The 25,530-nt window shown below is 42.2% G+C and carries 17 protein-coding genes; 9 read left to right on the top strand and 8 right to left on the bottom strand.

What is annotated here, in order from left to right:
- Position 1: 1 nt before the first annotated feature.
- A complete protein-coding gene (locus ACXADE_RS17075; protein ID WP_474981624.1) occupies positions 2–1,450 on the bottom strand; it encodes an O-antigen ligase family protein in 1,449 nt (482 codons plus the stop codon).
- Between the two features lie 271 nt (positions 1,451–1,721).
- Here ACXADE_RS17075 and ACXADE_RS17070 point away from each other — a divergent pair, with 271 nt between their 5' ends.
- From ACXADE_RS17070 to ACXADE_RS17060, 3 genes are read left to right on the top strand one after another with little or no spacing between them, the layout of a single operon-like run.
- Positions 1,722–3,050: a phenylacetate--CoA ligase family protein gene (locus tag ACXADE_RS17070; protein ID WP_474981623.1), complete on the top strand. Its 1,329-nt coding sequence runs from the start codon at positions 1,722–1,724 to the stop codon at positions 3,048–3,050.
- 40 nt (positions 3,051–3,090) lie between these two features.
- Positions 3,091–4,368, top strand: a complete 1,278-nt coding sequence (locus tag ACXADE_RS17065; RefSeq protein WP_474981622.1) for a nucleotide sugar dehydrogenase — start codon at positions 3,091–3,093, stop codon at positions 4,366–4,368.
- Positions 4,369–4,383: 15 nt separating this feature from the next.
- Positions 4,384–5,097 carry a WecB/TagA/CpsF family glycosyltransferase gene (locus tag ACXADE_RS17060; RefSeq protein ID WP_474981621.1) on the top strand — a complete coding sequence of 238 codons (714 nt, stop codon included), beginning with the start codon at positions 4,384–4,386 and terminating at the stop codon, positions 5,095–5,097.
- A gap of 29 nt (positions 5,098–5,126) precedes the next feature.
- Here ACXADE_RS17060 and csaB read toward each other — a convergent pair whose 3' ends face one another.
- The 4 genes from csaB to ACXADE_RS17040 form a co-directional block, all read right to left on the bottom strand.
- A complete protein-coding gene (gene csaB, locus ACXADE_RS17055) occupies positions 5,127–6,194 on the bottom strand; it encodes a polysaccharide pyruvyl transferase CsaB (RefSeq protein WP_474981620.1) in 1,068 nt (355 codons plus the stop codon).
- Between the two features lie 23 nt (positions 6,195–6,217).
- Positions 6,218–7,876 carry a putative polysaccharide biosynthesis protein gene (locus ACXADE_RS17050; protein WP_474981619.1) on the bottom strand — a complete coding sequence of 553 codons (1,659 nt, stop codon included), beginning with the start codon at positions 7,874–7,876 and terminating at the stop codon, positions 6,218–6,220.
- Positions 7,768–8,502, bottom strand: coding sequence for a WecB/TagA/CpsF family glycosyltransferase (locus tag ACXADE_RS17045; RefSeq protein WP_474981618.1), 735 nt, complete (start codon positions 8,500–8,502; stop codon positions 7,768–7,770). The genes ACXADE_RS17050 and ACXADE_RS17045 overlap by 109 nt, the downstream gene beginning before the upstream one ends.
- Positions 8,503–8,747: 245 nt before the next feature.
- Positions 8,748–10,703, bottom strand: coding sequence for an S-layer homology domain-containing protein (locus ACXADE_RS17040; RefSeq protein ID WP_474981617.1), 1,956 nt, complete (start codon positions 10,701–10,703; stop codon positions 8,748–8,750).
- Between the two features lie 437 nt (positions 10,704–11,140).
- On the opposite strand from ACXADE_RS17040, the gene ACXADE_RS17035 reads away from it, so the two are divergent.
- Positions 11,141–12,529, top strand: coding sequence for an N-acetylmuramoyl-L-alanine amidase (locus ACXADE_RS17035; protein ID WP_474981616.1), 1,389 nt, complete (start codon positions 11,141–11,143; stop codon positions 12,527–12,529).
- Positions 12,530–12,590: 61 nt separating this feature from the next.
- Positions 12,591–14,237, top strand: coding sequence for a S8 family serine peptidase (locus tag ACXADE_RS17030; RefSeq protein WP_474981615.1), 1,647 nt, complete (start codon positions 12,591–12,593; stop codon positions 14,235–14,237).
- Positions 14,238–14,286: 49 nt separating this feature from the next.
- Here the strand turns inward: ACXADE_RS17030 and ACXADE_RS17025 are convergent, their stop codons facing one another.
- On the bottom strand, positions 14,287–15,492 hold the full coding sequence (locus ACXADE_RS17025; RefSeq protein ID WP_474981614.1) for a DHHW family protein: 1,206 nt from the start codon (positions 15,490–15,492) through the stop codon (positions 14,287–14,289).
- A gap of 15 nt (positions 15,493–15,507) precedes the next feature.
- Positions 15,508–16,917 carry an MBOAT family O-acyltransferase gene (locus ACXADE_RS17020; RefSeq protein WP_474981613.1) on the bottom strand — a complete coding sequence of 470 codons (1,410 nt, stop codon included), beginning with the start codon at positions 16,915–16,917 and terminating at the stop codon, positions 15,508–15,510.
- A 535-nt stretch (positions 16,918–17,452) separates the two neighbouring features.
- Here ACXADE_RS17020 and ACXADE_RS17015 point away from each other — a divergent pair.
- The 3 genes from ACXADE_RS17015 to ACXADE_RS17005 all read left to right on the top strand — a co-directional run bounded on the left by ACXADE_RS17015 (position 17,453) and on the right by ACXADE_RS17005 (position 23,594).
- Positions 17,453–20,311: an S-layer homology domain-containing protein gene (locus ACXADE_RS17015; RefSeq protein ID WP_474981612.1), complete on the top strand. Its 2,859-nt coding sequence runs from the start codon at positions 17,453–17,455 to the stop codon at positions 20,309–20,311.
- A 73-nt stretch (positions 20,312–20,384) separates the two neighbouring features.
- The gene (locus tag ACXADE_RS17010) at positions 20,385–21,128 is read left to right on the top strand and encodes a hypothetical protein (protein ID WP_474981611.1); all 744 of its coding nucleotides are present in this window, start codon (positions 20,385–20,387) and stop codon (positions 21,126–21,128) included.
- Between the two features lie 258 nt (positions 21,129–21,386).
- On the top strand, positions 21,387–23,594 hold the full coding sequence (locus tag ACXADE_RS17005; RefSeq protein ID WP_474981610.1) for a 5'-nucleotidase C-terminal domain-containing protein: 2,208 nt from the start codon (positions 21,387–21,389) through the stop codon (positions 23,592–23,594).
- Positions 23,595–23,644: 50 nt separating this feature from the next.
- Here the strand turns inward: ACXADE_RS17005 and ACXADE_RS17000 are convergent, their stop codons facing one another.
- A complete protein-coding gene (locus tag ACXADE_RS17000; protein ID WP_474981609.1) occupies positions 23,645–25,102 on the bottom strand; it encodes an S-layer homology domain-containing protein in 1,458 nt (485 codons plus the stop codon).
- Between the two features lie 174 nt (positions 25,103–25,276).
- Here ACXADE_RS17000 and ACXADE_RS16995 point away from each other — a divergent pair, with 174 nt between their 5' ends.
- The gene (locus tag ACXADE_RS16995; protein WP_474981608.1) at positions 25,277–25,498 is read left to right on the top strand and encodes a hypothetical protein; all 222 of its coding nucleotides are present in this window, start codon (positions 25,277–25,279) and stop codon (positions 25,496–25,498) included.
- The last annotated feature ends 32 nt before the right edge of the window (positions 25,499–25,530 follow it).

Below are 25,530 nucleotides of genomic sequence, written 5' to 3'. Positions count from 1 at the left end.
CTTAAGCTTCTCGGGTCTCTCTATTCATTTTAAGCATATTTATCATCAACAGGACGATACTGACGGCAAGGTATATGCTGACTGCCGGGGCATATAGGACATGACCGGCAAGAAAAGCAATTCCTGTACCGAAACCGATCGATAATAGAATCAGGATATTCTCCGGATGTAGCATTTTTCCAGGGACCTTAAAGAGTAATCGCATAAACAGTCCGATGATGATCAAGAAAGGAACGAGGATTAATGCTATTCCTAGAATCCCATAAGAGAAAAACAGGTCAAAGAAGTCCATTTCGATTAATTTGCGAATTTCTTCATAGTTTCCTGCATACCCCATTCCCAGTAACTTCTGGACAGGGCCTGCGTCTTCATACATTCCATAAATGTGAGAAAAATAGATGTTTCTTGAGCTCAGGATGATCTGCAGGATCGGGGATTCCATCAAAGCCTGTTCTCCCAGTGCAGCAGCTGCATCATTTCCTCCGACGGTTTCCCCGTCTCCTGTTTCTTCGCCGGATTCTTCACCTGTTTCCCCGCCATTCTGGCTTTCTTCCTGTTGGGTGGATTCTCGTTCTTCATTAATTTGGCCAACATCACCACTTACGTTCGTAAAAGCAGGAGAGAAGGGCGCTACAACTAATAGCAAAACTAAAAATATAAAAGATGAAATCAACCGTAAATGGATGAGAGGTTCTTTTATTTGCTTGAAGAAATGGATGATCCAGTAAACGAAGTAGCTCGCAAAAACGATGATTGCAGCTCCAAGAACGGCGAAATACCCTACTTTTGTTCCAAGAAGAATCGAAACGATCGCTAACATGACTAATGGTATAAAGTAATAGGATTTTCGTATGCTTTCCACTTTCTTTAACGTGTACAAATAAACGAGTGGAAAACTGATGGCTACGATGGAACCTAATTCATTCCCGGAATAAAACCAACCTTTAAAGCCGAATTTATTCCACTCGTATGTCTGAGAGGCTGTTCCTGTAAGGACGGCTAGAAACATGGTTGTCGAAACGATCAACATACCGATGTAAATCGCCTTTAATATTTCCATACGGACGGATGAAATCTCCTCCAGTGTGGTAAACAATAGTAAATAGGCAGCTAACATAACAGAAAAATAGACAGTTTTAGCTAAGAACTGAAGTTCAAGGAAAGGATTGAAAATAGGCTTAGCAAAGTAGTTGTAAATCAAACCGATGCCGAAAACAACCGCCATCATGATTAAATAACCGATGACGTATTTTTTGAACTTGCTGGAATTCCCAAAGAGAATAAACCATATGGAAATTCCCATGAATAAGATTCGGACGATTATACCTACGGTTAAACTGATATTAAAAGTCCGTAGAGATAAATATGTAAGAATATCAAGGATGGGTTGTAGAATAATAAATAGGAGCAAAAGCTTAGTGAAAAACTCTTTTTGAAACAATCTTGACATTTATAACACCTCAATAATTTTTACCCCAGTAAAATAGGTGGGACATAGTGAAGTATAAACCATTCCTAAATGACTGTCTATGTGCGAATAACTTTGTCTGAAGTTGATGATTAAGGAATAATTTTGTTGAAGAAGCAAATATAGAAGACGTATAATTAGACCATATGCATATAAGGCATGAATAGATATTGAAATGAAATTAAGATACAATGAATAGTTGAAGAATTCATCCATCCAATCAACGACAACGACCAACTAAGGAGAGAATCTAATGGGTTGGATCAACCATAAGAAAATCAAACTCATGGAAAAAATGAGAAAGACCGATGCCATGAGTTATTATCATGAATATAAAAGCAACCAATGGAAACATACACCTGATCTTATCAAAGAACAGGAAAACGGCTTACTGACTTTAATAGAAAATGTATATGAGAAAGTTCCGTTTTACAGGAATTATATGAAGGAAAATAATATCAATCCAAGTTCATTCCAATCATTGGATCAACTTCAGCAACTGCCTATCATTGATAAAGAGACATTAAAACGCCATAAAAATGATTTTTTATCGAAGGATATAGAGGACATGGAAGCTGAGGAAAAACGGACAGGGGGTTCCACTGGTGAGCCCCTCAAGTACTATGTTCCGAAAACCTCTCATTCTGTCATGTGGGCAAATATATGGCGTGGTTGGAATGCGGCAGGGTACAGACCTGGTGACAAGGTTGCCGTGCTAGCAGGAGGATCATTATTATCTGGATTTGATTATAAAAGGAAGATTTACTACTACTTGAATAATTGGATTCCATTTTCCTCTTATGATATGTCGGAAGAGACGATGGAACAATACATAAAGAAGCTGCGTGAAGATGATGTGGACTTCTTATATGGTTATTCTTCGTCGATTTATGAACTGGCCAATTATATCTTGAAGCATTCATATAATATTAAGTTAAAAGGAGTCATTACTACATCTGAAGTGCTTATGCCGAATTATCGTGATGCGATAGAGAAGGCCTTTCAAACGACTGTTTTCGATCAGTACGGAGCCAATGATGGTGGAGTTTCCGCTTTTGAATGCGACATACACGAGGGCATGCACATAGGTATGGAACGATGTGTAGTGGAAATCGTCGATGATGATGGTAACCCTGTTCCTGAAGGTGAGGAAGGGCGCATCCTGCTCACAGACCTTACGAACGCTGCCATGCCGTTTATAAGGTATGAAGTCGGAGATTACGGCGCCTTGAATACAGCCCCTTGCCCGTGCGGACGCGGATTGATACGGTTCACTCATATCAAAGGTCGAAAGCAGGAATTCATTTATGCTAAAGGGAGCAGGAAAGTGCACGGAGGCTTCTTTTCCACCACCTTCAGACAATATGAGGAAGTGGAACAATTTCAAGTCATCCAGGAAAAAGCGGGGACCGTTGACATTAAGCTGAAGTTATCAGACTCTGCTTTTGAGAAGCAGCTGGATTCCATTAAGAATCAGATTCAGAAGAAAGCAGATTTAGATGATGTTCGAATCATCATTACGGAGCAATTTGAAAAGACTAAGGGTGGAAAACATAAATTCGTTATCAATCATTTAGACTAATCACCTTAAGATGTGGGATAGTAAGAAAGGGAGTATTTGAATGAAAAAGTCACTATGTGTCGTCGGGTTAGGTTATATTGGTCTGCCGACTTCTGTTATGTTCGCTATACATGGCCACAAAGTTCATGGGGTCGATGTTAACCGTAAAGCTGTTGAAATGATTAATGCTAAACAACTTCATATCGAGGAAAATGGTTTGCAGGAGCGTCTGGAAGAGGCTGTGGATGAAGGAAACTTTAAAGCTTCCGTAGAACCTGATGAAGCGGATGTCTTCGTCATTGCTGTTCCATCCCCTATCAGAGAAGATAAGACAGCAAACCTTGATTATGTGAGAAAAGCCACAGAAGCAATCGTTCCTTATGTCCAAAAAGGAAACCTTGTCATTTTGGAATCAACCGTCCCTCCACGTACAGTAGAAGACGTTATGATTCCTGTTCTGGAAAAGACAGGTTTGGAGATTGGAAAAGAGCTTTTCGTTTCCCATTCTCCTGAGCGAGTCATTCCAGGTAAAGTCTTTCAGGAATTAGTCGACAATGACAGAATCGTTGGTGGGATTAACGAAGAGTCATCAAAGATGACGAAAGAGCTGTATGAATCATTCGTTAAAGGTAATATTCACCTTACAGATGCAACGACAGCTGAGATGGCGAAAGTGATTGAAAATACGTACCGGGATGTAAACATTGCCTTTGCCAATGAACTGGCATTGATCAGTGATAAGATTGGTGTGAACTCATGGGAGGCGATCAAGCTGGCTAATTTCCACCCTCGTGTAAATATCCACACGCCGGGGCCTGGGGTTGGGGGTCACTGCATCGCTGTAGATCCATGGTTTTTAGCAGAAATTGAACCGGATTTATCCAAGATGATTCAGCTGTCCCGTAATACCAACGACCACATGCCGATTTATACAGCAGAGCAAATACAAAAATTGACGAAAGAACAGTTTATTCAAGATCCTAAGGTAGCGCTTTTCGGTCTTTCTTTCAAAGCAAACATCGATGACCAGCGGGAAAGTCCCTCATTGAAAGTAATCATGGAATTAGTGGAGAAAGGAATCAGCTTTACTGCCTTTGACCCACATATTAAAGAGAATGTCGTTTCCAATCAGACACAGAGTATGGATGAAGCTCTGGATGGTGCGGATATTCTTGTTATTTTGACAGATCATGATGAGTTTAAAGCTCTTGACCCTGAATATATACAAGGTAAAATGAAAAATAGACTTGTTTTTGATACTAAAAATGCGCTATCGTTGAATGAGTGGAAGCAAGCTGGCTTCATAGCTAAACGCTTAGGAGATTCAAAAAACGGATAAGGTCTAGGTGAAATCATGAAGGAAAAGTTTTTAGGGGTTGACGTAAGCAACTTTACGTACGATCAGTTGAAGAACAATATCATATCGGATATCCATGAGAAACGTCAGTCCTTTATTGTGGCGATCAACCCTGAGAAAATCCTTCAGGCACAGAAGGATAGGGATTTGCTGAACCTCTTGAATAAAGCGACGTACCAAATCCCGGACGGGGTTGGTATTCTTATCGCATCGCAACTGAAGGGCGGTTCCATTCGAGAGAGAGTAACCGGTATTGACATGTTACTGGCCTTATGTGAACAGGCTTCCCTTCATGATAAATCCGTCTTCCTCTATGGGGCTAAACCTAATGTAGCGGAAGAAGCGAAAGACCGTCTGGTTGAAAAATATCCAAACTTGCGAATTGCCGGTGTTCTCGATGGTTACGTGAAGGATCAGAATTTGATCAAAGAGACGATTAATGAAGCTAAGCCTGATATTCTATTTGTGGCCTTAGGCAGCCCTAGGCAGGAGCATTGGATCGTCGATCATATGGATGAGCTTGATGTTCGTATTTTTCAAGGAGTCGGAGGATCCTTCGATGTCCTGTCAGGTAAAGTGAAAAGAGCGCCTGCTGGTTTTCAGAAGTTAGGTTTGGAATGGTTGTATCGATTGATCAAAGAGCCATGGAGAATAAAACGACAAATTAAACTTCCTACTTTCCTGGTGAAAGTTTGGAAGTCGAAAAAATAAAGAGCCGTTGTCCATTGGACAACGGCTCTTTATTTATAGGATTGAAAACAGTGGAGAGCTTTTAAGGGAGCGGACGTAGCACCTTCCCTGAGTAAAGCTGTCTTTTCAGCCAACACGCTCTGGTGAGTGTCTCTATTATGAAGAATTTCTTCAATACCTTCGACTATGGTTTGGCTTGCCCATGTGTCATCTTCTACATCGGCTGTTACTGGAAAACCAAGCTGCTCCGTTAATGCTTTGATTTTGGGGTCGTAGGATAAAGCCATGAATGGAACGTTGCAGATGCTTGCAAAAATAAGCGCATGCAGTCTCATTCCAATAAGTACAGCAGAAGATGCGATGAAGGATAACTTCTCCTCTATAGTGGAGTTTCCTGTGTAGATAGAAGATTGTTCTTTCATAGAAGACGCTAATCGTTTAGAACACTTTACATCTGCTTCCCCATGCATAGGAACAAAGACAATTTCATACCCCAGGTTGACGAACTGGTCCAGAGCAGCTGCAATTTTAGGGAGATAGTGGTCAGCGTTATTCCAATCCCGGACACTGACGGCTATTTTTTGCGTTTCTGAAACTTGCCCAGAAGAGGCTGGAGGCGACATAGCAAATACTGGATCGGGGATGATCTCGATTTTTTCTGAAACCCCTACTCTCTCTAAAAGGTTCTTGGAAAGCCTATCGCGTACGGATAAACCATCCACACGATTTAAAGCCAGTTTGACCAGCTGACGGCTTATTTTCATATGAAACGGGCCCATGCCTTGTGAATAAACGTAGACAGGCTTTTTCAACCATTTGGCCAAATGGATGACACCTGTATAATATAGAATGGACTTAGGTCCGGTTGCATCCTGAAGGAGGCTTCCTCCTCCGCTGATGAAACCGTCCGATTGCTTCAATGCTTTTATGATCTCCCTCATGTTCCATCGATTGACCGCATCCACTTCATACGTTTGTTTTGTATAAACAGGATCTTGGGAAAGGACGATAATATGGATATCCGGCCTATGAGTCTTTAATTGCTGAATGATGGACTGGAGAATCGCTTCATCCCCCGTATTGTGGAAACCGTAATATCCAGATAAGACGATCTTCATATTTTAACCTACTTTCATTGATGTTAACGTCGTAGCTTCGACAGGAAAGGAACCTGTGCTACCATCCGCTCATCTACTGCCTTCCATTTGAATAAGATCCATATATACAGAATCATATAAAGCAACCCGGTAATGAGGATAACACTTAACGACACGCTTCTCCCCCAGGATAGGGGTTCGGTGAACACATAAAGGAAACATAGCAATCCTCCCAGAAACCCTGCTATCATCACAATCTTAAGAAGATGTGGAGGCATCCAGGGAATTTGGATGTGTTTATGAATCAAAAATGTATGAAGTGCTGTTAAGACCATATAAGTGAATAAAGTAGCCAGGGCAGCCCCTTCTACCCCGAACTCTGGAACAAAAATGAAGTTGAGGCAGCCTTTTATGAAAGCTCCTGAGAGAATCAAAAATGCTGCTAAACGAGCAGCATTCAACCCTTGTAAAATGGCTGTTCCTACCAGAGTAAGTGAAATGAAAACAGAACTGATGTTCATAATGCCGATCATCAGACTTCCTTGAGCATCCGTAAACAGAGTGATGTTCATCGGTATCGTTAAGACCGTTAAAAGAATGGCTAAAGGCCAGCCTATTGTGTGGGTTAACCAGCGGGTGCCTTCAATCAAATGATGGACTTCGTTGAGCTTCCCATCCTTCAACTTCTTCGTAAGTGAAGGAATCAGCGGGAGGATCACGGATGTGGCGAAAACCGTGGCAATCTGCACAAGAGCGAGTCCTCTCCCGTAAATTCCATATACGAACGGAATTTCATTTGTGTTAGATGTCATTTGTAAATTAATAGGAACAGTTAAGCTATCCACTACATTAAAGAGAGCCATCGTTAATGTTCCTATCGCAATCGGGATAGAGGTGGAAAGGATTTTCCAGCTCCAGGTCTTAAATTGAGAAAAAGGATAGGGATAGTCTTTTTTTATAGAGATTTCTGAACGATTTAAACGGAGCTTCAAATATACGAGAGAAGTCAGGGCTCCAAAAATAGATCCGGCCATTACGCCGCCGGTTATAATAGAATGGCTGTACTCAAGAACAGACAACGTGTAGGCGATGACCAATAAGAATAACACACGAACAAACTGCTCCAGAACTTGCGATACGGCAGTAGGACGCATGTCCTCAAACCCTTGAAAATAACCTCTGTCTACAGCCATATAGGGTGCGAACAATAAGGTGAATGAAACCATAATCAATGCGGGTCTTGTAGAGTCCCCTCCTATCATTTGAGATAATGGTCTGGATCCAATCAAAAGAAGGCCCATACTACTTATGCCAAGCAATAGGGCCAACGTACGGGCTGTTGTTCGTATATAAAAAATATCTGTTTCTTTTCCGGTGGATCTAGCTTCAGCAATCAGTTTGGAAATTGCAATGGGAATGCCGGCAACAGAAAGGATCAACGCTACCATATAAATAGGGTAGACGAGACTGAAAATTCCTAACACTTCATCCCCGGCGATATTCTGCAACGGTACACGAAATAAACTGCCCAGCAACTTGGACAATAGAGTGGCAATCGTCAGAATCAGCGTGCTTTTTAGAAAATCGCCCGGCCTCATGACGAACGACCAGCCTTTTGTTGTTTCATAACTTGATAGGCAAAGCGGGGGAGGGCATGCATCCTTCTCCACCTGCTCGGCTGTTTCATGAGACGGTAAAGCCATTCAAGGTTCATATTCTGCCAGCGCATCGGGGCTCTTTTTACGTCTCCAGCTACAACATCTATACTCCCACCGACACAGATGAAAATTCCTTTGTTGAATTTGGAATAGTTCTCAGCAATCCACCGTTCCTGTTTAGGTACTCCAAGCGCAACGAATATAATATCGGGGTCTGCCTGGCGGACATCTTCAGCTACTGTTGGATCATCCCAATCGAAGTAGCCGTCTCTTGAACCGGCAATTTCCACGTTAGGGTAATGAGTATGTATATTATGTTCTGCTCGTCTCAATGTATCTTCTCTGGCTCCCAGTAAGAAGACACGGTATTTCTGCTGGTCAGCTATGTTCAGGAATTCCATCATGATATCGTATCCCGTCACCCGTTCGGGTAAAGGGTTTTTAAGAAGTTGTGAGGCTTTCACAATACCGATTCCATCAGCCGTTATGTATGAAGCGGCTTGTAAACAATCCATATAATGGGGATGATCATGCGCACGCATCACAATTTCAGGGTTCGCGGTAACAACGAAAGACTTTTCCCTTTGTTCAATATGCAGTTGTAATTGTTGGACTAACGTGACATGGTCCATGTTTGTGAATGGTATCCCTAATATATTTACCTGCTTCATTTTATGTTGTGACTCCTTTAAATTACACAATCCTACTCCCAATAATAATAACATAAATCTGGCAGTACGATATAGATGTTCACTTCAAGCATTAGACTTTCTTCGTCAATTAGTGACCTTTTTCCTGACTTATTTAAGAATAGCAGGATACAGGTGGAATTTCCTCTGAAAGAAGGAGAGGAGTGGATATTCGCGTTAAGAAACAAAGCTCGTAGAAAAAGAGATTTTCTACGAGCTTTGTTCGTTTATGAATCCGATCCATCAGCAATCGGTAATTGTTTCAGGCTTGTACCGTAAGTACTATAGCCATCGCTGTATACAAATGCTTTTTCGTATCTTTCATTTTTTGTTCTATTGAAGTTCTCCGGTGTGATTTCATACCATGTTCCCTTTGCTTCCACTCTGTCCAACACTTGGAGTGTGACCCCGTTCCTTGGGATTTGATAAAGTTTATTGTCCGTAACTTCAGGAGCAGAACGTACATTCACATAAGGGGTAATAGTTTGTGCTAATTTATAAGCTCCGTTTTCCGGTGATTGCTCAAGCTTTCCACTTAAGTACATGTCGGCGCGGAACATGTGACCGGCTATTTTCTGCCCCCAGTAAGCGTCGGAAGCATATTTGACGTTCATCCCCGAGCTCTTATTTCCTAAGTGAGCCCCATTATAAATGGAAGATCCCGAGGTGAAGTAACGAGGGACAATAAAGGTTTCGGCAGCTTCAAGAATTCCGTCTTCATAGCTTTCATATTCCCATGCGTCTTCATATGGATTCCCATCGTTCGCTCCAATTCCGAACAGGTTGTTCTTATCTCTTGCAATCTTACTTTTTCCCCAATTGCTTTCGTGAATAGCGTGCGCGAGTAAATAAAGAGCATTCGTTCCATATTCCTCTTCAGCTTTTTTGAAAGCATCTCCAGTGCCGATCAAGGGACTGTCCGGAGAAATGTGAGTTAGATACTCGTCCAATTGTTCTCCTGTATAGGATGTCTTGGAATAAAGGGGCAATCGGTTGAAATATTGATAAGCTTCCCCCATAAGTTTGCCATTTTCATTATAGAATGTATTCCCATTATCACTGTAATATTTTCCATTCTCTTTCATGAAATCTGCAGCTTCCCCATACAAGTAGCTGGAGCTTCTTTCTGTAATGGCGTTATACAAACGGTGGTAAAGAAGCCCATTTTTCACTTCATAATATGACTGGTCTTTCACCATATGGTCAGGTGTTAAATTAACCTTCTGAGGATCCACATAGCCTTCGGTGTCAGCCAAACGGATTCTGATCCAGTCTTCGTTGATTTCCAGTAACTCAACGTCCACTCCGCTTGTTACATAGGTGGAGTTGGAAGAAAAGGCTTCGGAAGTATAAAGAATGGTGAAGGCATTTGTCGTCCCTTTACCTTCTGGAATCCATACGATGTTCTTTCCTTTTAAAACGACTTGATTTTCGCTTGCATAAGAAACGGCTTCATCATAAGTCTCAAATTTCTTATGAATAACGGGATCTTTCTCTGTGGAAAGGCTGGCCACTTCGTAGTCCAGTTCTTTTGGTGGATCCAATACTTTCAACAACCGATTGATAACCGCTGCTGTTTCCCCACGGGATGTTTTATCGAACGGGGCAAAGTAAAGGCTGTCCTTTTGCTGTTTCCCATTAATGATACCCAGGTTTACTAATCGTTTGACGGCTTCCAGGGCATACGTTTTGATTTCTTCTTCATCATCAAATACCAGTTCCTGAGCTTCACTGATGACGCCTTTCATCTCGGCGGCACTTACCATGATCATAGCCATGTCCTGTCGAGTTATGTAATCGGTCGGTCCAAAGTTCCCATCAGGGTAACCTTTGATCAGCCCTTCTTCTGTAGCTGCCATGACAAATGGATAATACCATTTGGAAGGTTCAACGTCTTCATAATTATAATCTTCAGAAGCAGTAACTTCTGAGATCTCTTCTTCCCCATATTGGATGTCCAGAGCACGGACGATGAATGTCGTAAATTGGGCGCGCGTGACTTTATCATCCGGCCCGTAATGTCCATTCCCATATCCCTGCATAATTCCCGCGTCTATAAGAGCCCTCATGTCTTCTTCAAATAGCGTACCTGTTATATCATCTTCTTCGGCAACAGAAGTGATTGGTGCCACCACTCCGGCTAAAAAGACAAGAGTCAGACACATAAGAAGCACTTTTTTCATGTAATTTTTTCCTCCCCTGTCGAATAGTAGATTCTTCAATTAACCTATCAGAAAGTCGAATGTCTGAATAGCACTATTTCTTTATACTTTAGTAAAATTTAGTATATTTTCTAAGCTGGATATAATCTTCTCCGGCCCTGCTCTCTTCCAAGTGGTAAAGGGTCAGAAGTGTTTGATTGAATGACTGATGGTAAAAAAAGAATCTCTTACCCTTATTTATCGTCGAAAAAACTATAAAAGTGAGGGAATTCCTATTAAATTGGAAAAATAGGAATATAGTTGGATGAAAAACGTGTCGTATATTCCGATATAATGAACAACTAGATGTTGGCTTTTATTACATAATATGGAATTCATTAGATCGGAGGGAAGGATACGGTCGTTACACTGTCGAAATACGCTTCTGGGATAAAATCATAAAGGGGTAGAACGATATAATGATTAAGAAAGTTTCTAGTTTGTTGATAGGACTTCTGCTGTTGAGTTTAGTCGTAGGGCAAAGTGAGCGAATGGGAGTTTCTGCAGCTGCTGTGAAGGGCATTCCATCTGCTTACGAGAATGAAATAACGTTCTTGACTGGGAAAGCTATTATCGAAGGATATCCAGACGGTCATTTCCACGGTGATGATGAAGTAACAAGAGAGCAGGCCGCAACAATGGTCGGTCGTGCATTAGGTTTGAAAGGGAAACAGAGAGAAACGAAATTCCCGGATGTAACTAAGGAATCCTATGCTTCTGGATATATACAATCAGCGGTTGAAGCGGGAGTTATAAAAGGGTATCCAGATGGAACCTATCAACCGATGTCCATTATGACCCGTGGGGAAATGGCCTACTTGATCTCCAATGCCTTCAAGCTTGAGAAGACAAGTGACGTTTCTTATCGTGATATTCAGGAAGGAAGTAATGTTTCCTTACCGGTTAACTTGTTAACAACAGCTGGAATTTCTCAAGGGACTCCGGCTGGTGATTTCATGCCTGATAAGACGATTACCAGAACAGAATTTTCCCTTTTCTTAGCTAGAGGATTAAATGCTGACTTCAAAGTTTCGCAAGAAGATGAAGAGCCTTTACAAGTGCTCGGCGAAAAAGTCGTCGATGCTGACTTTTTGAATGTTCGCCAAGGTCCAGGCACCTCTCACAAAACCGTCGGTAAGCTCATGACAGGAGAGACGGTTTCCGTTTATAAAAAAGAAGGGGACTGGAGATATATTCAGTCCGGTAACCTCAAAGGGTACGTTCATTCCTATTATCTTTTAGATAAACCAAAAGGGGATTGGAAGGTTGCTCTTGATCCTGGTCACGGTGGGAAGGACCCAGGTGCTGTAGCTAATGGATTGATCGAAAAAGAAGTAGTTCTTGACGTAAGCCTGAAAGCCCGGGAGTATATAGAGAATGCAGGCATCGATACGGTGATGACACGCCAGAGTGACTGGTATCCATCCCTGGATGGACGAGTGGTCATTGCAAAAGATCATCATGCAGATACGTTCGTGAGCATTCATGCAAATGCCTTTTTGAAGAGTGCCACAGGAGTGGAAACTTTTTATTATGCGTCAGGTTTATCAGACCGGGAGTATGCAAGTTACAAACTAGCGCATTTCATCAACAATCGTCTGTATAAAGAGATGGATATGCATAATCGCGGGGTTAAGGACGTTGGTTACCGCGTGATTAAAGCCAATCCTCTTCCTGCGGTACTCACAGAAATTGGTTTTCTGACCAATGGAGAAGATTCTTCTAAACTGAAGACGCAAAAATATAGAGAAGCAGCGGCCAGAGCAATAGCTATGGGGATTGTTGACTATTATAATTGGAAAGAATAAGGTAATAGGAGCGGACGGTTGTTCGCTCCTATTTGTTTTATCATCCGGGAGGGGAAAATTTATGCATCAGGAAATTAAGAAACTCGTACTCTTATTCATGGTATTGTTCATCATTTCAACCGGGGGAAACGTTTCAGCTGCTGAGCAGGAAGGTACCATGCGTGTCATCATTGGCTTTCATGGATCTATTAATGAGGAGATCCTACAGGATTTTGATATTCACCATACATATGAAAATATGAAAGCAGTTGCTGCTTCACTGGATGAAGCAGATGTGGAGGAACTGCAATCCCATCCGGATATCATGTGGGTGGAGCGAGATCAAAAGGTGAAAACCAGTACGCAAAAAGAAACATGGGGATATGAAGCAACGGGCGCGGTTGACTCCGAGACCTGGGGCCTTGATGGGGAAGGTGTGAAAGTCGCCATCATCGATACCGGTATTGATCCAGAACATCCTGATTTGAACGTTACTAAAGGCATCAGTGTACTGGATGAGCATAATAGCTGGATCGACGACAATGGTCACGGCACGCACGTTGCTGGAGTCATAGGTGCTCAAGATAATGAAATCGGGACGATCGGTATGGCTCCACGAGTTGATTTATACGCTGTCAAAGCTTTGGACAAAGAAGGGGATGGATGGGAAAGTGAAATTATCGCAGGAATTGATTGGGCGATTAAAGAAAAGGTTGATATTATCAACTTGAGTCTTACATCCTGTCAGCCATCCACAGCCATGAAGAATACCATTCAACGCGCTGAAAATTCAGGTATTGCTGTCGTGGCTGCATCTGGAAATGGCGTGCTGTGCAGTGGAGAATATTTGGATGATGTTATGTATCCGGCTCGTTATGAAAGTGTAATCAGTGTTGGGGCCATCGACCAGAAGCACACGAGAGCACTTTTTTCCTACAGCGGGGATTCTTTGGATTTTGTAGCCCCGGGGACTAAAGTGTACAGTACTTATATTACGAACGAAAAACATCCCGATGGATATAACAGTATGAATGGAACATCTATGGCAGCCCCGTACGTAAGTGGTGCATTGGCTTTGACGATGCAGGCCTATCCAAATACAGATTTGACTTCTGTTAAGGAACTTCTGATAGACCATGCCATTGATTTAGGTGAGAAAGGGAAGGACTTCGATTATGGACACGGGATGGTTCAAGCGCTGAATCAGCCTTTTTCTGACCTTTCCTATCAAAACTACTATTATTCGTTCATCCAACAACTTTATAAGGATGGAACGGTAAAAGGGATTAAAGATGGCACATTCGCACCTTTAGGAGAGATTACCCGAGAAGAAGTCGTTACCATGGTAGGGCGAAGTATCGACCTGAATGGTGAACAGCGCGAGAAGCCGTTCCCGGATGTTGATCCAGGAACTTTCGGCTCCGGGTATATTGCGTCTGCTGTAGAAGAAGGATTCATTAAAGGGCTGCCGAATGGCACATTCGCTCCTAAACAGAAGATTACGAGAGGAGAAGTCGCCGTCATCATTGAACGGGTTTTTCAATTAGAGTCAGATGGAGAAAAGCCTTTTCCTGATGTTTCTTCCGATTGTTACTGCTATGATGCAGTGAATGCCGTGTGGGCTTCAGGAATTGTAACGGGCTTTCCTGATGGAACGTATGGTCCGGGTAAAAATATAACACGTTCAGAGTTTGCAACTATTCTAGCGAGAGCGTTAAATAACCGCTGATCTAAAAAGCGTGGAATCATGTTTATCATGATTCCACGCTTCTTTTGATTTATTCCTGTGGGTCTCTGAATTCATAGATTGCTCCTTCACTCGAAGGGTCTGTATACATCATGAGAATGAAGTCAAACTCATGATCATCGATGTAATCAAGCAGAGAGCGGTCTTTGTTGTGGCGCTGGTCGTAATAGGTCGTTTCATGAAAGTGCTGGGCAAATAGAAAAGACAGAGCGTTCGCATAAGAATCCTTGATGATGAGAACACGATCCCCTCTGTCTTCAAGTGCGGGGTTGGTAATTTTCAATTCACGGTAATCACCGGTATGCAGGGTACTGTAGTACACGTTGTCCTCCTGCTGGTGGAAAGCTTGTCCATATATAGGTTCACCATTGGTAGTTTTCCCGTTTTTCTCAACGAGAAATTCAGTGAAACCTTCATCTTTTGGATAGTACGCACATTTTCTTTCCTCTGTTTCTACGGTTAGATACAACTGTCTGTTGAAGCTGCCGATAAACTCTTTATCTGGTAAACAGCTTTCCTTGTAGTTCTCCAATTGAAGCTTATCAGGTTGAGATAGAAACCCTTCTCGTTCTTCATCCAACCACTCGATGATCCTTCTATATCCTTCAAAAGCTCCTCTGGCATTCCAATGGTGATCCGTTCTAAAGAACAACTCTTTCATTTCCTTCTCTGAGTACGATTGATTGAATGCTTCCAACAAGTCAAGCTTCTGCACTTCTGGAGACAGGGAGGATTGGAAATGTTCCCGTACAGAATCATAGGCTCCCTTATCAATGTAATCGGGAAGAAGAAATTGCATATTGCTCACTTTATGTGGCGTCTGAACGTAATAAAAGTCAATGCCACGATCATTCAGCGCTTGTTGAAATTCATTGACTCGGTGTGCCTTTTCATCCAATTTTTCTTTAGGAAAAGAAGGATCAGGTTTTGTCGTAATCCAGTCATCTTCCGATACATAATAGCCGAGCAGAAACGTTTTTCCAAGACTGGACTGAAGAGTTACATAAGCTTCCAGCCATTGGTCCCGCCAAGGAAACTGGTCTGTGAAAAACGTTTCGAAATCTTCCATGAACCCTCCATTTATGAACTCTTCCCCTTTAAAGGGAGGAGGCGTAGCAAGTGTTCGATTCTCTATGAAAGACGTGTCTTTGGAAGGAGTGACGATGACAAGGATGCCGCACAAAAAAATAGTGAACAGGAAAAACCCCGTGACCAATAGATTCGTTGTTTTTTTCACAAAATCCCCTCCTCTTTAAAAACGGAAATAAATGAATGGATTGTAGGTGGAGTTCACCAGTTGAAGCATTGAACCGATCATTAACATCATATAAAAGACAGCGGCTGCCATTGGATAGAGGAAGCGGATCGATTTATGTTCCAACAACCGGCCGGTCTTCTCCTGGACGAAAGGGAGGAGAGGCAGACTGAATAACATACCGAAAAGGAAAATATACCAATAGTCGTTTAAATAAATATAACTTTGACTGTCGATAAGGATGCGGCTTCCTCCGAACATGGTCTGAATATAAGATAGGGAATAAGGGAAATCGTCTGCCCGGAAGAAGACCCATCCAATCATGACCATAAGCAGGAGGTAGAGGTGCTGGATGGGACGCCATAATTTCTCTAACCAAGTAGACAGACCAAGGCGTTCCAGCGTAATAAGTGCTCCATAGTAAAATCCCCAGGCCATAAACGTCCAACTTGCTCCGTGCCAGAACCCGGTAATCGTCCAAACCAGCAGGAGATTCCGTACGGTTTTTGCTGTGTCTCCCCGGTTGCCTCCCAAGGGGATATATACATAATCCCTGAACCATGAACCGAGGGAAATGTGCCACCTTTTCCAAAACTCAGTCACATTTCTGCTGATATATGGGTATCGGAAGTTTTCCAGGAAATCGAACCCGAACATTTTACCAAGTCCAATAGCCATATCGCTGTACCCGGAAAAATCAAAGTATATTTGAAGTGTATAGGCGATTATTCCAATCCACGCCATGACTGTACTCAATTCTTCAGCCTGACTGTTGAACACGGCATCAGCCACTTCACCAAAGGCATTTGCAAGGAGTACTTTTTTAGCAAGGCCGGTAATGAACCGTTTTACTCCATAAGAGAACTTATCCAGGGTCACTTTGCGACTCTTTAACTGTTCATTGATGGAATGATAACGAACGATTGGCCCAGCCACCAATTGTGGAAAGAATGATATGTATAGAGCCAGAGAAATCAGGTTTCTTTGTGGTGCCACATCGTTCCGGTACACATCGATCACATAACTCATGGCCTGGAATGTGAAGAAGGAAATCCCGATAGGAAGCGGAAGCTCCAATAAATTCCACGAAGTGCCAAACAAACGATTCGTATTCATGATAAAAAAGTCCGCATATTTGAAAAAACCGAGAATCAACAGATTTCCGGTAATCGCTAATGTGAGGTACATCCCTTTCTTTGCAGAACCCCTCCCAATCAAACACCCGAAGAAATAATTCAAATGAATGGAAAACAGCATCAGGAAAATATAGATTGGTTCGCCCCACGCATAGAAGAATAAACTCCCAAGCAGTAAAACGGAATTTTTTAGGATTTTTGGTGATATAAAATACGCAAGGATGATCACGGGAAGAAAGAAAAATAAAAAGACTAAATGACTGAAGACCATAAAGCACCACCATATTAATTAGGAATTACACACAAAAAATGCCAAGTTATATTCTATCACTTTTCAAGTACAATTGTATTTTTAAATAGCTGGAAACTATGAATTGGGGACTTATGACTTGGGTTCATAGACTCTGCGTGAAATAATAATATTCTGAACTATTACAGGTAGGTAATCAGAATTTTTTTAATAAATACCAGAAAAGGGGTTAAATGTTTAGAGTTTCCTGTCGATATAACACTTGTGTGTAGGGGTTTTATCGACACCATTTCCAAAAATATTTCAAAAATAGGATTTTATTGGTTGAAATAAAATCGAAATCTTGTAAAATTAGTAATTGAGAAAATTTAATCCATTACAGATAAAAACATCCAATTTAGTAATCTGTAAGTCTCATAAAGGCATCAAAGATACCTACATAATGTGAGATCTGGGTTTTATGACTTAATTAAATCTGCTGGTTTTGTCCCTCTACCCTCAAAGGGGCCAATTGGGCTCAATCAGTTGAAAAATACCTTTAGGAGGAAACAACACTATGTCTTACCAACCTAAATCCAACCGTAAATTTTACGCTACAGCTCTTACTACAGCAGTCGTAGCATCCGCAGTAGCACCAGCTGCTGTATCCGCCGACCACCACGAATTCAGTGATGTAAAAGATGGCGAATATTACTCAGAAGCTATTCAACAACTTGCAGATCAGGGGATTCTTCAAGGATCTGGAGATGGTACTTTCAACCCGGACGGAGATATCATCCGTGCCTCTGCTGCTGAAGTACTAATGAAAGCAAAAGGAATCACTCCTGGTGGGACAGAAGACTTCTCAGATGTAGATGAAGATGATTGGTTCTATAACGCCGTTCGTTCAACTTCTCCAGCGATTTTCGAAGGGGATAACGGAGAATTCAGCCCTTACGATAATTTGACTCGTGAACAAGCAGCAGCAATCATCGTGCGTGCGTACGAGCTTACAGGAGATACTGACCATAACTTCTCTGATGTTGAAGAGGGCAGCTGGTCAGAAGATGAAATCGCAGTTGCGGCTGAAAATGGCATCATTAAAGGGAATGGCTCTGGTGAGTTCATGCCTAAAGATAACGTGACGCGTAAAGATTTCGCAGTAATGGTCTACCGTGCTATGCAAAACGAAGAGCAACTTTCTATCGAAAGCACATCAGTAGTAGACGCTATGACTCTTGAAGTTACTTGGAGTAATGGAGAAACAACTACTGTGGAATTAGACGAAGCTCTAGTAAACGGCGAAAACACAGTAACGTTTGATGTGGACGGCGTCGATTACACAGTAACAGTTGACTATGATGCAGTTGCTCCAGCTGTAGAAGCAGCTGAAAAAGCGATTGAAGAACTTCCGGAAGAGTTGACCCTGGAAGATGCTGAAGCAGTAGAAATGGCACGTGAACTAGTAGAAGCTGTATATGAAATGGATGAAGATGCTGATATTGAGGGTCTTGAAACTCTTGTAACAGCTGAAGAAACAATCGAAGCTCTTGAAGCAGAAGCGGCAGCTATCGCAGAAGCGACAGAAGCTGTAGAAACAGCTGAAGAGACGTTACTTGAAGAGGATCTAGCTGACGCACAAGAGCTAGTGGATGAGCTTTCTGACTCTGACGCTAAAGTTCTATTGAACGCTCGTCTTGTCAACGTTCAAGATCAACTTGACAGCATCATCGAAGCTGTAAACGATGCAGAGGGTGAACTGGAAACATTCCGTGCGCTGGATGTTAAGCCTTTCATGGACGTAAACGAAGATTATATCAGTGCTTACGTGACAGCACTTGAGGAGAACGAACCTACAGATGATGAAGACAACAAACTTGGATATGATTCAGTGGAAAGTATCCAGTCAGTCATTGATGACGTAAACAAAGCTATGCTTGATGCTGAAGTAGAAGCGGATCTTAATGCTGCTACTGAAGCTGTACAAGCTTTAGAAACACTGGAAGATCAAGTGAATGAAGGTTCCTACAATACAGATAACTTCGATGAAGAAGACTTCGCTGAAATGGTAGAAAAAGCGCAAAAAGCTATTGATGAGCTTCCTGCTGACTACAAAGTAAACGAAGATGATGACCAAACAGCAGCACAAGACCTTCAAGAGCGCCTTGATGACGCTGTAGAAGTAGTTGAAAACTATGTGAACGTTGTTGAGCCCGTTCTATCGGCGAAAACACAAGTGGAACTATTCAACTTGCTAACGGCTGATTTTGAAAATGTAAATGAAGATAACATTGAAGATTACGAAACAGCATTAGAAGGCTCTGTAACTGTCGATGAGACTGATTACGACGTGGATACAATCACAGTAGAAGACCTTCAGTATGTAGTGGACTTCGTGAACGCCCAAAACACAGTAGAAGACTTCACAGTAGATGCTGAAACAACTCAAGAGGATCTTGATGCACTGAAAGAACTTGTGCCAATGACTGGTGAAGAAGATGATGATGATAACGCAACGGCTACTCCAGCAGAACAAGCGCTTCTTGATGTGGTCAAAGGCTACCAGACCAGCTTCGAAAATCTGGAAACTGCTACAAAAGAATTTTCTGAAGCAGTAACGGCTGCTGAAGATGCTCTTGAAGCTTATCTTGATGCAGGTGGCAGTGAAGAAGATGATCTATACACAGCTGTAGAAGATCAACTGGAAGTTGCTGAAGATGTTGACTATGACAGTGTAGGTGCTCTTACAGATGTAACTAGTGATTTAACTGAAGCGACAACTGCTCTTGAGGCGGCTACAGAAAGCTCTGTATCCCTAAATGAAGCAGTAGCTGAAGCTGAGGCTGCACAGGAAGCTTATCTTGCGGCAGGTGGAGATGAAGATTCCGATCTTTATAAAGCTGTAACAGCTGCTCTTGATGCGGATACGCAGGTAGAAGCGGATATCGAAGAGGCAACAAAAGCTCTTGTAGCGGAGACGGAAGAACTTGAACTCGTGAGTTCTATTAACGATGCTGAAACGGCAGAAGATCTTGCCGCAGCTCTTGTAAACCTTGAGAATGGAAGCTTCAACAATCTTTCAGGTGTACAACGTCTGGAAGTAGCAGAGTGGTTCTTAGCTGATCTTGAAGACATGGAGGATGATTACACATCTTCTGAAAATATTTCCAATGCTCTGACTAAAGTCATCACTAACGATGTTGATACAGATGAAAGAGGATATCTTGAGCTGATTAAAGACGTTAACGATGCTGAATCTATTACGGAAACAGATCAGGCTCTAGAAGCTCTTAACATTGAAGAGTACGAAGCGCTTTCTGCTGCTGAACAGCTAGCTGTAGCAGAAAACGTACTAGATGCCCGTCCTGATTATGTAGATGGTGACGATGATAAAGAAGGTTATACTTCCATCTCATCTATCGTTGCAAACTTCTAATCTAAAATCTATATTTAAGAAGCCAACCATTTGGTTGGCTTCTTTCTTACATAAATGGAGGCAGTAATCTAAGATGATGAACTTAACAACTGAGACTGGAACGAGAGCTTCCGGCCGAATCCAACCTATTAAACTGAAAAAAATTACATTCACGTCCACTCCATATACAACCCCCCGTTACAAGTATCAAACAATGCAGGAGCAATACGCATATCTGCGAACGAAAGATCTTCTGCTCGAAGAAGATTTGGAAGAATTCAGGTCCTTATTAGTGGGACTTGTTCCTGAATCAGAATGGTACGAAGAAGGGCTTTTCAAGCTGAGGAAGTTGCAAAAACAGTACAATTATAAGCAAAAAGAAGAGAAAAGTAACCAGGAAAATACGTTGGAGGACGAACTCATTAATAGAAAGCTTGTGGATTTTATTAATTTAGGATCCTTAGGAAGAAAGTGGGTCATGACTCGCTTGGATAAAGAAGAGGTTCTAGCCCTGCCAGAGGAAGAAATGGTAAGCAAAGTCAATGAAAAAATAACGAGGTTACAGAAACATCTGTCTACTTTGAATGAGCAGGTAGACATGACGAATAAGGTTCAAATTCTCCAACAGCTTGACATTACATTTGAAAGTGAGAGGCTGGCAGAAAAGGTCGTGAGCCAGTTATCTCCGGCAGACTTAACAAAGGTGAGAACATTATCTGATCTTTACAAGATAACGAATACGATTAAAAATGATATTGAAGAATGCGGAATGGTCGATAGTACGTTTGAAGAGCAGACCATTGCACAATATCAACAGGCCCGACATCCGGAAGATTAATCGAAATAAAGCAGCCCGGCTATGATTAAGAATCATAGCCGGGCTGCTTTTTGAGCTTGAATGAAAATCAAAATATAAACAGTATGTAAAAATTCTGTCATATTAGAAGAATATATGTAGGAATCTACCGGAAATTCTTGTAATATTAAATTATAGATACATAGTCTCTAAGAACTTTAGAGGAGAATCCTAAGGGTCACTTGTATATCCGTAGCTTTTGTTATGAACTGAAACCATATTCAAGGAGGAGTTCCCATTATGAAGAACTTGAACAAAGGAAAAGTTTCCATTACAGCTGTCGGAGCTGCTATGCTCGCTGCTTCTCTTACTCCCGCTGTTACCGTATCTGCTGACCACATTTTCCCGGATGTTTCTGAAGATCACATGTACCATGGTGTTATTCATGACCTGTATGAGGCAGGTGTTGTAAATGGGTATAGTGATGGTTTATTCCATACCGGAGATCCCGTCACAAGAGCCCAAGCCGCAAAAATGATGGCCAAGATGCTGGACCTGGATATGAGTACTTCAAAATCCAGATTTACCGATGTTCCCGAAAGCGCCTGGTATGCAGCATCCGTTCATGCATTAAGCGAAGCGGGCTATATTGATGGGATTGGAAACGATAAGTTTGCTCCATATAAAGAGATGAGCCGTGCCGAGTTTGCTGAACTGATTGTGGATGCCTACAAACTGGAAAGGAAGGAGATTGACCACCCTTTTGAAGATTTGGAGGAAGGTTCCTGGTATGAATCAGCTGTTGAAACGCTGTATGCCCATGGGTTGATTTCCGGTTTGTCTGAAACAGAATTCGGACCCGCCCATAAAATCAAACGAGGCGATTTTGCCTGGTTATTAGCGACTACCGATTATAAACATGGAAACAAGCTCCCGAAACCGGAACCTGAAAATTATGAGCTTTCCATCATGCACACGAACGATACCCATGGTCATTTAGACAATGTCGCCCGTAGAGTCACAGCAGTGGAAGAAGTACGTGCAGAAAAGCCGGATGCACTCCTTCTTGATGCAGGGGATGTCTTTTCAGGAACGCTTTACTTCAACGAGTTCAAAGGACAGGCAGATCTTCAGTTCATGAACATGATGGAATACGACATGATGACTTTTGGCAACCATGAGTTCGACCTCGGATCGAGTCCTGAAGGTCACAAAGCCTTAGCTGAATTCGTCAAAGGTGCGGAGTTTCCATTTGTAAGTTCCAATGTCGATTTCAGTGAAGATGAAAACATGAATGGGCTGTACAAAAAATATATAAGTAAACTACCTTCAGATGGTATGGCTTATAATAGTATCATCAAAAAGGTAAATGGAGAAGAAGTCGGTTTCTTTGGTTTGACAACAGAAGAAACGGCAGACATTTCCAGTCCGGCGGAGATTCAGTTTGAAGATTACATCGAGTCGGCAGAGGATCGTGTGGAAGCTCTGGAGGAACTTGGTGTCGATAAAATCGTTGCCCTTACTCATATCGGATATGATGATAATCCAGCCTATGATAATGATCAAATGCTGGCAGAAGTAGACGGTATTGATATTATTGTCGGTGGTCACAGCCATACGGTTTTAGATGAGCCGGTGGAAGTGACGAAAGATGAGAACGGAGATCCTAAAGATCCGACAATTATTGTCCAGGCCGGTCAATATGGAGACGATTTAGGCGTTTTGGATGTAGAATTTGACGAAGATGGAGTTGTTGTCGGATATGCAGGTGAGTTGATTGACGTAGCCGAAGTAGAGGAAGACCCGGAAGCTGCGAAGGCTCTGGAGGAATACTCCAAACAAGTCGATGAAGTAAGAAATGAAGAGAGTGGCGGAGTGGCTGTAGAAGCTTTTCCTAACCCGCGAATTTCCGATGGGAATGGTTCGACGAGTGTAAGAAATAGCGAAACAGCACTTGGAAACTTGATCACAGACGGTATGCTGGATAAAACTCAGGAATTTAACAGTGAAACGGTTGCTGCTTTCCAGAACTCCGGTGGCATTCGTACTTCTATTGACCAGGGGCCGATCACTATCGGTGAAATTCTAACTGTCATGCCTTTCGGGAATACCCTTGCTACGATGGAACTGACTGGTGCTGAAGTCAAAGAAGCGTTGGAACATAGTGTAAGCAATGCTCCGAATGAGAGCGGTGGCTTCCTGCAGGTCGCCGGATTAAACTATACGTACGATAGCTCCGAGTCTGCAGGAGAACGTGTACAAGAAGTTAAGCTGCATGAAGATGGCGGGTGGGTCTCATTAGACAATAATGAAACGTATGTCATCGCAACGAATGCTTTTACAGCTAAGGGCGGGGACGGTTATGACGTCTTTGCGAAAGCATATGAAGAAGGTCGTGTAACAGATCTTGGCCTTTCCGATTGGGAAGTCTTCCGTGAATATGTAGCTGATAAAGGGACAGTAGAGCCAGTAATCGAGAATCGAATCGAAGATGCAGCAGGAGAATAAATATGAGAAAGGCGCAACCTTCACTGAAGGTTGCGCCTCTTTTCATGTTTTTAATGGATACGGTAAGCTGTGTCGATGGAGCGGGTCATAAATACAGCAAATTGGTCTCGTGACACGGTTGTTTTAGGAGCGAATGTATGAAGATTCCCGTATCCATTTGTTATGCCGGCATGGTACAGTCTGTTCACAGCATCTGTGTACCATGATTGACTCACATCTGAGAAAGGGTGACCTTCATGGGTTTCCGGAAATTCATACAATCGCTGCAGCACCACGGCCATCTCCGCTCGTGTCAATGTAGCTGAAGGTTTGAACTTATGATCTCCTGTACCTTTGAACAGCCCTTCATCTACGGCTGCGGCAATTTCCTCATAATAGGCATAATCTTTTGAGACATCCTCAAAGCCGGGATCCGGTCGATCGCCAATGGTTGTGTTATTTGCTCTGGTTATTAACAGAACGGCCTGCCACCGGGTTAACGGATCGCCGACCCCGAATTTTCCGCCAGGGATTCCATTGATGATGTTCCGGTTGTACAAATACTCAATATGCTCCTTTGCATAATAATCATCACTCACATCACTGAAGGAAAAGGCGATGTACATAGAAGTTAAGAAACCTGTCTTTCCCTCTTCTGTCTTCACGGGATACCAAACAAAATGATTTTTACGATCTTCTACTTTCTCATAAACAAAGGGCCCGGTGATCTCTACTTTTTCACCTTCCTTAAGGACAGTGATGACATCGCTGTCTTTTGTCGTAGGGTCTTTCCTGAGCTTTGTAGCGGTGGTAACTTCCGCCTGGTACCCATCTTCTAAGTGATGACGGGTTTTTGTCAACGGAAGTTCAATATCGTAAGCCATGGTTTTGAATGTAATGTTATCGCTGCTTTCACGGTCGTACGCGAAATCACTCTTCTCAAACGGCAGGGACACAAGGTTTACTTTACTGAAATCTTCTATGTTTTGAAAAACCTGCTCCTGATAAGCATTGGCGTTATATTCTCCATCACGATCGATAGGACTGTTCACTGGTTTGATACCGTTATAGGCCATGACAGCAAAATACCAATGTTCGATGACGTTCCTTTCCATACCGTTTATGGTTGGCAGATCTTTTCGATCAAACATTTGATCAAGGATTTGAACTCCTGCCTCAATATTGTAGGGTAAGTCGTACTTCAGTCGTTTTTCATCCAATAAGGGCTTGTTGGTTACCTGCATCAGTCCAATGCCTCCATCTTCAGAGACGATCGGATCTCCCTTTTCATCAAAGTGTTTCCAATCTCCATTTTCCTTCTCAGCAACAGCTTTGACGATTTCAGGTGGGATCTCATACTTGAGAGCCGTTTCAGTCAATAAGCAGTTGACCGTTTGTAAGTCAGGGTTATCCTCGGGTAGATTTTCCAAATGACATCTCTCAGATATGGTCTCCGCTGCATGGGCTGAAAACATCGGAACAGTTAACAGTCCAGCGATCGTTATGACACTTGCCAGGATTTTTTTCATATGTATGGCGTCCCCTTTCTAGTATGTTCGCACCTACTAGAGTACCATAATATGGTTGGGGGTTAAATGAAGATAGTAGAATGCTAGCAAATAACTGGTATTTTAAGTATAATATGAGATGGATAGACTTACATATTTGTTACATCTTAGACTTTCGTAGGGGGTTACAATGGTATGAAGAAACAGGTGAGTGTTCGTATCGAAGAAAGCTTGAATCAGGAGATTGAGAAAAAAGCGAAAGAACTGGGAATCAGCAAGAGTGCTTTCATGTCCTTTTCCACACAATTTTTCTTAAGGCAATTGACTCATGCTGAGAGCTCGTCCGCCTCCAAACAGTTCAATATGTATGAATTGATTAAAACCAATTTAGAGAATCAATATAAGAATCATTCATAAAAAAAGAACCGTTTCCTTGAAGGGAGCGGTTC

Source organism: Halobacillus sp. ABR2_026, from assembly GCF_056158545.1.
This window is presented reverse-complemented; position numbering and strand designations above follow the sequence as displayed.

Coding starts and splice junctions, on each gene's coding strand:
- ACXADE_RS17075 (WP_474981624.1), bottom strand. CDS start 1,450: ATGTCAAGATTGTTTCAAAAAGAGTTTTTCACTAAGCTTTTGCTCCTA.
- ACXADE_RS17070 (WP_474981623.1), top strand. CDS start 1,722: ATGGGTTGGATCAACCATAAGAAAATCAAACTCATGGAAAAAATGAGA.
- ACXADE_RS17065 (WP_474981622.1), top strand. CDS start 3,091: ATGAAAAAGTCACTATGTGTCGTCGGGTTAGGTTATATTGGTCTGCCG.
- ACXADE_RS17060 (WP_474981621.1), top strand. CDS start 4,384: ATGAAGGAAAAGTTTTTAGGGGTTGACGTAAGCAACTTTACGTACGAT.
- csaB (WP_474981620.1), bottom strand. CDS start 6,194: ATGAAGATCGTCTTATCTGGATATTACGGTTTCCACAATACGGGGGAT.
- ACXADE_RS17050 (WP_474981619.1), bottom strand. CDS start 7,876: ATGGCTTTACCGTCTCATGAAACAGCCGAGCAGGTGGAGAAGGATGCA.
- ACXADE_RS17045 (WP_474981618.1), bottom strand. CDS start 8,502: ATGAAGCAGGTAAATATATTAGGGATACCATTCACAAACATGGACCAT.
- ACXADE_RS17040 (WP_474981617.1), bottom strand. CDS start 10,703: ATGAAAAAAGTGCTTCTTATGTGTCTGACTCTTGTCTTTTTAGCCGGA.
- ACXADE_RS17035 (WP_474981616.1), top strand. CDS start 11,141: ATGATTAAGAAAGTTTCTAGTTTGTTGATAGGACTTCTGCTGTTGAGT.
- ACXADE_RS17030 (WP_474981615.1), top strand. CDS start 12,591: ATGCATCAGGAAATTAAGAAACTCGTACTCTTATTCATGGTATTGTTC.
- ACXADE_RS17020 (WP_474981613.1), bottom strand. CDS start 16,917: ATGGTCTTCAGTCATTTAGTCTTTTTATTTTTCTTTCTTCCCGTGATC.
- ACXADE_RS17015 (WP_474981612.1), top strand. CDS start 17,453: ATGTCTTACCAACCTAAATCCAACCGTAAATTTTACGCTACAGCTCTT.
- ACXADE_RS17010 (WP_474981611.1), top strand. CDS start 20,385: ATGATGAACTTAACAACTGAGACTGGAACGAGAGCTTCCGGCCGAATC.
- ACXADE_RS17005 (WP_474981610.1), top strand. CDS start 21,387: ATGAAGAACTTGAACAAAGGAAAAGTTTCCATTACAGCTGTCGGAGCT.
- ACXADE_RS17000 (WP_474981609.1), bottom strand. CDS start 25,102: ATGAAAAAAATCCTGGCAAGTGTCATAACGATCGCTGGACTGTTAACT.
- ACXADE_RS16995 (WP_474981608.1), top strand. CDS start 25,277: ATGAAGAAACAGGTGAGTGTTCGTATCGAAGAAAGCTTGAATCAGGAG.